The 7140-nt window shown below is 46.5% G+C and carries 7 protein-coding genes; 3 read left to right on the top strand and 4 right to left on the bottom strand.

Features of this window, described 5'->3' with window-relative positions; all coding sequences use genetic code 11:
* Positions 1-275: hypothetical protein (locus tag RMO55_RS05725; protein ID WP_310424728.1), on the top strand; the 275-nt coding region annotated here is incomplete at its 5' end.
* A gap of 457 nt (positions 276-732) precedes the next feature.
* Here RMO55_RS05725 and RMO55_RS05720 read toward each other — a convergent pair.
* From RMO55_RS05720 to RMO55_RS05705, 4 genes are all read right to left on the bottom strand, one after another.
* Entirely contained in the window at positions 733-2169 is a 1437-nt protein-coding gene (locus RMO55_RS05720; RefSeq protein ID WP_310424727.1) for an ATP-binding protein, read from the bottom strand.
* Positions 2169-4868 (bottom strand): TnsA endonuclease N-terminal domain-containing protein, encoded by a 2700-nt coding sequence (locus RMO55_RS05715; protein ID WP_310424725.1) that lies wholly within the window; start codon positions 4866-4868, stop codon positions 2169-2171. The genes RMO55_RS05720 and RMO55_RS05715 overlap by 1 nt, the downstream gene beginning before the upstream one ends.
* Before the next feature lie 228 nt (positions 4869-5096).
* Positions 5097-5438, bottom strand: coding sequence for a hypothetical protein (locus RMO55_RS05710; RefSeq protein WP_310424723.1), 342 nt, complete (start codon positions 5436-5438; stop codon positions 5097-5099).
* A gap of 71 nt (positions 5439-5509) precedes the next feature.
* Positions 5510-6007, bottom strand: a complete 498-nt coding sequence (locus tag RMO55_RS05705) for a hypothetical protein (protein ID WP_310424721.1) — start codon at positions 6005-6007, stop codon at positions 5510-5512.
* Positions 6008-6308: 301 nt separating this feature from the next.
* On the opposite strand from RMO55_RS05705, the gene RMO55_RS05700 reads away from it, so the two are divergent.
* A complete protein-coding gene (locus RMO55_RS05700; RefSeq protein ID WP_310424719.1) occupies positions 6309-6725 on the top strand; it encodes a hypothetical protein in 417 nt (138 codons plus the stop codon).
* Positions 6725-6985 (top strand): hypothetical protein, encoded by a 261-nt coding sequence (locus RMO55_RS05695; RefSeq protein WP_310424717.1) that lies wholly within the window; start codon positions 6725-6727, stop codon positions 6983-6985. The genes RMO55_RS05700 and RMO55_RS05695 overlap by 1 nt, the downstream gene beginning before the upstream one ends.
* Positions 6986-7140 lie beyond the last annotated feature (155 nt).

Here is a 7140-nt window from a genome sequence, read left to right as displayed (position 1 = left end):
TGCTAATACAGCCGCTAACAAAAATAAGTAACAATATTCCCACCAAAAAATATATCACCCCGTTTAACTTAGTTGGGAATGCTTATCAAGGTAGATATCGGGCACATTCTATTCCTGGATTTGGCTCATTAATCGATGGCTCCAGAATTGGTAGAATTACTGCTACAGATTTAGTCAGAGCAGCCATTGAATCTGAAGATTTGTTGCCAGAAATGATTAACGATCGAGATTATATTAGTCGAGTTGAGGTTCAATTAAGAATAATCAGACATTAAGCTAACTCAAATTAGAATTTCATCTTGCTTTAAGTCTCAACAGGCAGAAATCGATATAATCAACCATAAATTGGCACTTTGAATCATATCTTGTCCGAGAGTTCTCTGACAATCGCTGTTTTTCAGTGCGGTTGTCAGAGAACTCTCAAAAGAACTCATCGCCTTGTTATGATTCAATTTCAGAACTCAACGCCAAGTTATGATGCAAAACTTGATTTTTCGATCGCCTGAAATGGACTACTTTCGTGGAATTTCAGCCATGTTATGATTCACAAGTTCGCCATTTTATCGGTAAAGTGACATAACTTCACTCGCCTTATCGTTCCTTGATGTGGAGTTCGTACCACCCCAATCGTTTCTAGCTGCTGTCACTTTACCCATAAAATGGCGTAAAAAGCCATTTTATGCTTCACAAGTCTAAGTACCTCCTAATAAAAATAGTTCACCCCCAATCATCTCAGCCAACTGGATCTCGTTGTGGATTTCGCTGTCCGACCCGCCTTGAGGTTTTTTTCTGAGCAGGCTCGGCTACAGGTAGAGGCATTTCGGTCTGAACCAGATCTACTGCCAGATCGCTGCTAGTGACATTCAAAGTTTCAGGAACTGTTTCAGGAACTGTTTCAGGCGTTGTGACAGTCTTTTTACTCCTTCTTTTCTTAGGCGGGACAGGTTCAACGACAGCCTCGACAGTTTCGACAGATACCGTTACTGACTCTGTGGTTGACGGAGCAGAACGCTTTTTCCTCGGTTTTTTAGCAGGTGGCGAGACATCCTCGGTCGATGAATTATCCACAACAGGCATGGGAACAGTCGTTGATGTCATCCCAGATTGTAGCAACCGCCATAAATGGTCGCGCCGACTTTCCGCATAGCCCAATTTTTGTTCGCCCTCAATCGCATCCAGAGCCATGCGTTCGCATTGGGACAAAGACAGCGCATGTTCCTCTAATCGCCCTTGAGTCAAGGTGTCACTACCGTCGCGGATAGCTGCTGCTACCGCCCGAATCAGCCAGTCCTTGAGCACACCAATACAACCAATCGACCGTTCGTAAAAATAGAACCAATGCTGCATCAGAGCAGGGATATCAGTCGCCAGCGGCACCTGTTTGAGCAGTGCCAATAATACCCCCTGAAAATCCTGACGGTCTTGTTCGTGTTGAAACAGATAACGCGGAAAATGAAGATCCAACCCCCGCCGCGATGCCTGACCGCTTAAATTGCGAAAGTTCAACAGTTCGTAAGTGCCAATCAGAATATGCAGCACCCCAGTCACATTCGTCATCGATTTAATCCAGTCCAATTGGTCGAGTAGTTTGCCACCACTGGCTCCACTACCTATCTTCATCAAATGTTGGGCTTCATCGAGAATAACGGCTCGGACTCCCCGTTTAGCCATTGCTGCTTCCAGCGCATGACGCAGTTCGGGAGAATCATTAAACTGGGTAGCTTTGCTCCGTCCACGTCCTTTCTTCTCAATCGTTTGTTCGGTATCGATATCGACCAACAGACGGCGTTCGTAGAAAGGTTCTCCCAAGAATTTCAGTGCAGTGCGATAGTAATCCGCTCGGTTGAAAGCTCCGCCATCTGGTGGACGTGTCTCCAACAATAATAAAGGCACTGGCTCAGAATTCCCATGACGATAGCTAGATCGATCAGTAGCAGCGGCTGGTAAGATCTCATTTAACCGTCGGGAAATTTGGCGAATCATCGTTGTTTTACCCACACCAGAAGGCCCATAGATCAGCACATGAGCAAACCCAGCAGGTTCTTGAATGGCTTGCATCAGCACCTTATCTACTTGAAGTAATTGAGGATGTGATACGGCATACTCTTTAAAGTGAGTTAGCTTGGATGTTAGTTCCAGCTTCAAGTCGAGAGTCAAAACATCCTTCATTAACGGTACTCCTCAAACAACGGGATTTGGGACAGATCTAGAGATAAAACTCGTTCGGGTTGAATGTCCGCAAGGGTTTGAAGACTACCGGAAGCAAACGGTTCTGTTGGCGGCTGGAGCTGTGGAGCAGATGACGATTTTTGTCCGAGTGTATTGAGAACATTTTGTCCCTCCAAATCTCGCAAGCGTTGCAGCATCAGAGCCTCATGAGCGGTGACATTACTAAGGAAATCAGCCAACCGTTTAGCAGAAATAGTGGTGGGAGTTTGGGTAAGTTTGGCTTGTTGTTTGATTTCGAGCGAAGCCAACAGCAGTTCTCGTTCACTCCGCCCTGAGAAAATGCTGTAATACTGCGAGATGCACTTAACCCACCGCCCTTGAACGTAAGCATAAGCCACGCCCAAATCAAAGGGGTCATAACGCACTGATACTTTCGTCCGTTCGACTTCAGGATGGCGGAAAGCATCGCTCCAATAGTAGAGATAATTGAGTTTAATCCCCTTTCCAGTCTGGACTAAAGCTTGTCCCGAACGGGGACTGGGATGAGTGGCGAGGATAAAGTCTTCATCATAGGCAATCCGCCGATGCAGTCGTTCTCCTGCGTTCATCTCACCCTGCTCGTAAGCACTCTGGGGTGACATCGATAAGGCTGGGTGTTCGTTTTGGTCATAAATAACATAGGCATATTCAACTAAATAGGTATATAAATCGCCTAATGTCCACAGGGCATGTTGTTTGGGGTTAACTGCCTTGGTAATTTCTCGCACTTGTTTGGTCGCTTGGGTGTTTCCTAACAAGTTGAAGATTAATTGGGTGTTGGTAGTCCCAAACAGTCGCTCAATTACACTACCAAAGCGGGGTTTAGCTGCTGGACGAGTCTTCTTAGTGCAGTGGTAACGCGCGAGTAAGGTATCAAAATAAACACTGTGAAACTCTTTCCCCCCATCGACTACGATGGCTTGAGGGAAACGACCGAACCGTTGGACACAGATGCGAATTGCCATCATGCAGGAACGATAACTGGGTGGGTCGAAGGTCAGATAGATGGCGAGGATGCGACGCGAATAGGCATCTACCATGAGCGTTAGCCAAGGTCTTCCCAGCAATCGCCCCGTTGTCGCGGAACGTAATTCTAGATCGAGTTGAGTGTGGTCGATATGGACGATTCCCAGGGGTCGGTCGCCGTGGCGAGGGGTACTGTAAGTTAGCTCCCAATACCAAGGTTGAGTCCGATAGGCAGCTTTAGAGCCTTTACGTTTTTCAATCTGCTCATTCTGGGGGCGTTGTTTGAGACGTTGATAGAAGGCGCGGCTCGATAGTGGATCCAGGTTTTGCTGTTCGCAAGCTCTTTGGTACGCCCGATAGACTGAAGCGGCAGGTGCTTGGGTGGGGGTTTCAAACTGCTCGGTAATAAAGGTGTTGAGTAGTTCGCTGGCGGCGGTTGGGGCTTTGGCTGTGCGATTCCCCCGCGATTGGGTTCTGGGGAGCAGTCCGACATAGCCGCAACCGTATTTAATTTCTGCTTCTCGAAACTGCTTCAACCATCGACTCAGAGTCCGCTTGGGGATATCACTCTGCCCTGCCGTTCCTTGCTCTCGGTCAGCCATGACTGCCCCAAACCGTTGATTAGCTGCTCTGAGATCGCTCGGCGATGCTCCCTCCATTAGTGCCATCACTTCTGGATTCGTTGCTCCTGCTACTTCAGGAAAGCTAATAGCTCCCCCGTCGAGGAGTTGGTAAAAGAAGGCGGAAGATATTTGTAGTGGCTGTCCGATTTCTGGTAGTAGGGTGGTGGTTGTCTCCCCCAGATTAACTAATGTCCAGAGTCTGCCATCCCAGCGCAGACGTGTGTTGGCAACTAGTGTCGGCGGTGCTGTCAGAGCGAGTGAGGTAGCTGTTTGGTGTTGAGAACTCTCTGTATAAGTGTCATAAGTCTGGCGGTCTGGATATAGCCGTACTCGTTCGTGCTGTACGAGTGGCACATCTGACAGTGCGACGTAGAGTTGGTCGAGTACTATCATCACATAAACATCGTTGGCTGCGAGCTGCGATTCTGATGCCAATAGATTGGCTAAAGTAATGCCTGGTGCGCTTTTAACTCTCTCTTCTACCAGTGCTTGAATCGACGGATTACTGTCTGCTTTAAATCTGAGGTAATCCTCTAGAAAGATTAAATTCTGGATGTAGATGGGCTGTAATTGGGCATCAGTACGGACTTGATACTTGAGTCCTAGCGGTTCGGCATAAGCTTCTCCTGGAGGACATCGCCACGACTCATCTGCGGCTATCTGATAGCGAGTGGGGTATTTTTCACTCAGTTTCTGTAGTTGAGCTTCGGTTTTCCACTCTACCCAGGCGGCTGACTCGGTGCTCAGGACAAAGAAGTCTGGCGTATGATAGTGACCGATTTTGCGACCAGATTTGTTGGTGTATTGAATTTTAAAGCAGGATGGTTGGTCGTAATACTCTAGAACATTTGGGTCGTGTTCCATCAAGTAAATTGCCCACAATTCCACTTTGTGGCTCTCAAATTGAATGGTCAGCCCCATTTTTTGGGAAGGATAGGTGCCACTGACATTAGAGGCTCGTCCCTGGACGCGACGGCTTGGGGGAGCCGACCGAATCTTGGCGATCGATTCGATGGCTGCTGCTGGTAATTTCAGTGTTTGACACCACTGTTCAAATTCTCTTGGGTTCAAGGCGAGTACTCCTCCTCTTCAACCATATCTTGGCATTTTGAACCATATCTTGGCTGAGAGTTCTTGAAAAACTGCTGTTTTCAGTGAGATTGGTATGCAATTCTCAAAAAGAACTCATCGCCTCATTATGATTCAATTTTAGAACTCAACGCCAAGTTATGATACAAAACTTGATTCATTGATCGCCTGAAACGGACTACTTTCGTGAACTCTCAGCCATGTTATGATTCACAAGTTCGCCATTTTATGGGTAAAGTGACACTTTTTTAAATGTACGGCAAATTCCAGATTGCAAATCCGATCCCCAAGACATTTATCCCGCCAGATTTTCTGCGCGACAAATAGCTCTAAATCATCATCCCAAAATATACCCTCAGTAAAATATTTGAAATCATCAAGAATGCCATGAATCTCCTGAAAATTTAACGGCAACTCGCATTCATATTCTTGCCAATGGCGATCGATATCGCCATCGACCTCCACAAACGCAATCGCCCAAAAATAATCCCGCTCGGACTGGATTTCATCAATGTCGCACATGGTATGGGTTTTTCCTCTTTGATATTTCATATTGGAGTCGTCCCCCAAAATTGGGGGATAGTGGTTAGTTATTGGGGTGGGGAATGCCCACCCCGTGAGGATTAGAGGTTAAAGTGGCGAACAGTCTGGATGAAGAAGGTAGTGGCTACATCTTTAATCTCAGGGGCTTCTAATTCGATGCTAGTGGGCATACTAGCGGCTGTGGTTAAACAATGGGAATAGAGCTTACCCAACCTGTCGATATAATCGGCAATTTCAACACTTCGAGATGGCTGTGGGTCAGTGGTAAATCCCATTTGTTGCTTTAGTTTCATCTCAGCTTCAAAAGGTAGTTTCACATCATCGGTAGGGGATGGGGTAGGGACTAAACCGACAGCGGGGCAATTAGAGGCGTGTTCGACGAGTGAGGCTTTACCCTTGGAGTCCAGCGCGATGCTGACCCGTTCCCCGTTCCGTCGTCCCATCACCTCACTGTCCCCAGCGGGTCGCCAGATGGTGTAATTGCCCTCACTGGTGGCGACATCTAGAACCGACTTATCACCGTACTTAGTGGTCACTTGGCGAGGCATTCCGTTGACACGAGCGTCTAATAATTTCATGATTGAAGAATCCTTTCTTGTTTGAGTTTGGATTGACTTGGCGATCGCTTAACTTTCCTAGGGATAGCGATCGCTTTGTCATGTGTATCTGTTGATGTTTTACCGTTCGGGTGGTGAGTGCGTCTCTCTGATTCCCATATACCTATATTATCACTATTTCCTCTATAGGTCAACAGGTTATTAGTATGTATTCAATAGGAATATTTTACCTATAGATATTTATACATATATCCTACTTATATACTGATATCCTACTGAATACCTGTGGTATAATAGAGGATGTCAATAGGAAATGAATATCATGGGAAAGAACAGTAAGCCGATCCTCTCCGTGCTGGTAGATGAGGATAAGAAGGAGAAATTCGCAGACCTCGCCAGACGATATAAATATTCGATGGGATGGTTGGTCAATGATGCGATCGATCGGATGTTGGCGGCTGATTCCATCGACATCTATAGTGACTCCACAGGAAGTATAGAGAATACTCCAAAGTTCGATCCTGTGGGTATCTCCAGAGCAGATATAGAGGAAATGATTAAAAACTCTATAGGTAATCTAGATATAGAAGAGATGGTTAAATCCTCTATAGCTAATCTGAATACCCCCTCTATAGGTGTTGATGATGTAGAGGAAATGATTAAGACATCTATAGAAGTAGCTTTAGAACCTATAGAGGCTGAGGTGGCGGAATTAAAAAAGCCTTTAGCGATCGGGTGATGTCTCCCATTCGACTTTCAAAGTCGAATGACTCGATCGCTACTACCCCAATCCCTGAAAAAAATCCCCCTGTACAAACACCGCACAAACACCGCACATCAATCGCCTTTGAGACGATTGAGCGGTATACCGTATCTGAATTAATCGCCAAACTGGGAGTTAAACGCCAAGCAATCGAAGATCGTAGAGACAAGGGGACATTGAGCGAGATCGGTTACAGAGCCGAACAGACTGTAGAAACTGGTTCTATTACCCAGTAAAAAAAGATCTAACCGCCATTGATGGAGACAACGAGCCAAAAAAGCCTTAGAACCCGCCCCCAAGCTGGCGACCTCGGAGCGGCTGAAGGGTTGGTATTTTTGCTCGTGGCATGAATTCTACAAGGCGGTGGGCATCGACACCCCAGACCAGAAAA

The sequence above is a fragment of the Chamaesiphon sp. VAR_48_metabat_135_sub genome, assembly GCF_031418915.1.
Taxonomy (GTDB): Bacteria; Cyanobacteriota; Cyanobacteriia; order Cyanobacteriales; family Chamaesiphonaceae; genus Chamaesiphon.
This window is presented reverse-complemented; position numbering and strand designations above follow the sequence as displayed.

Excerpts from the sequence above, each read along its gene's own strand:
- RMO55_RS05710 (WP_310424723.1), bottom strand. The coding sequence starts at position 5,438 with ATGAAATATCAAAGAGGAAAAACCCATACCATGTGCGACATTGATGAA.
- RMO55_RS05720 (WP_310424727.1), bottom strand. The coding sequence starts at position 2,169 with ATGAAGGATGTTTTGACTCTCGACTTGAAGCTGGAACTAACATCCAAG.
- RMO55_RS05700 (WP_310424719.1), top strand. The coding sequence starts at position 6,309 with ATGGGAAAGAACAGTAAGCCGATCCTCTCCGTGCTGGTAGATGAGGAT.
- RMO55_RS05695 (WP_310424717.1), top strand. The coding sequence starts at position 6,725 with ATGTCTCCCATTCGACTTTCAAAGTCGAATGACTCGATCGCTACTACC.
- RMO55_RS05705 (WP_310424721.1), bottom strand. The coding sequence starts at position 6,007 with ATGAAATTATTAGACGCTCGTGTCAACGGAATGCCTCGCCAAGTGACC.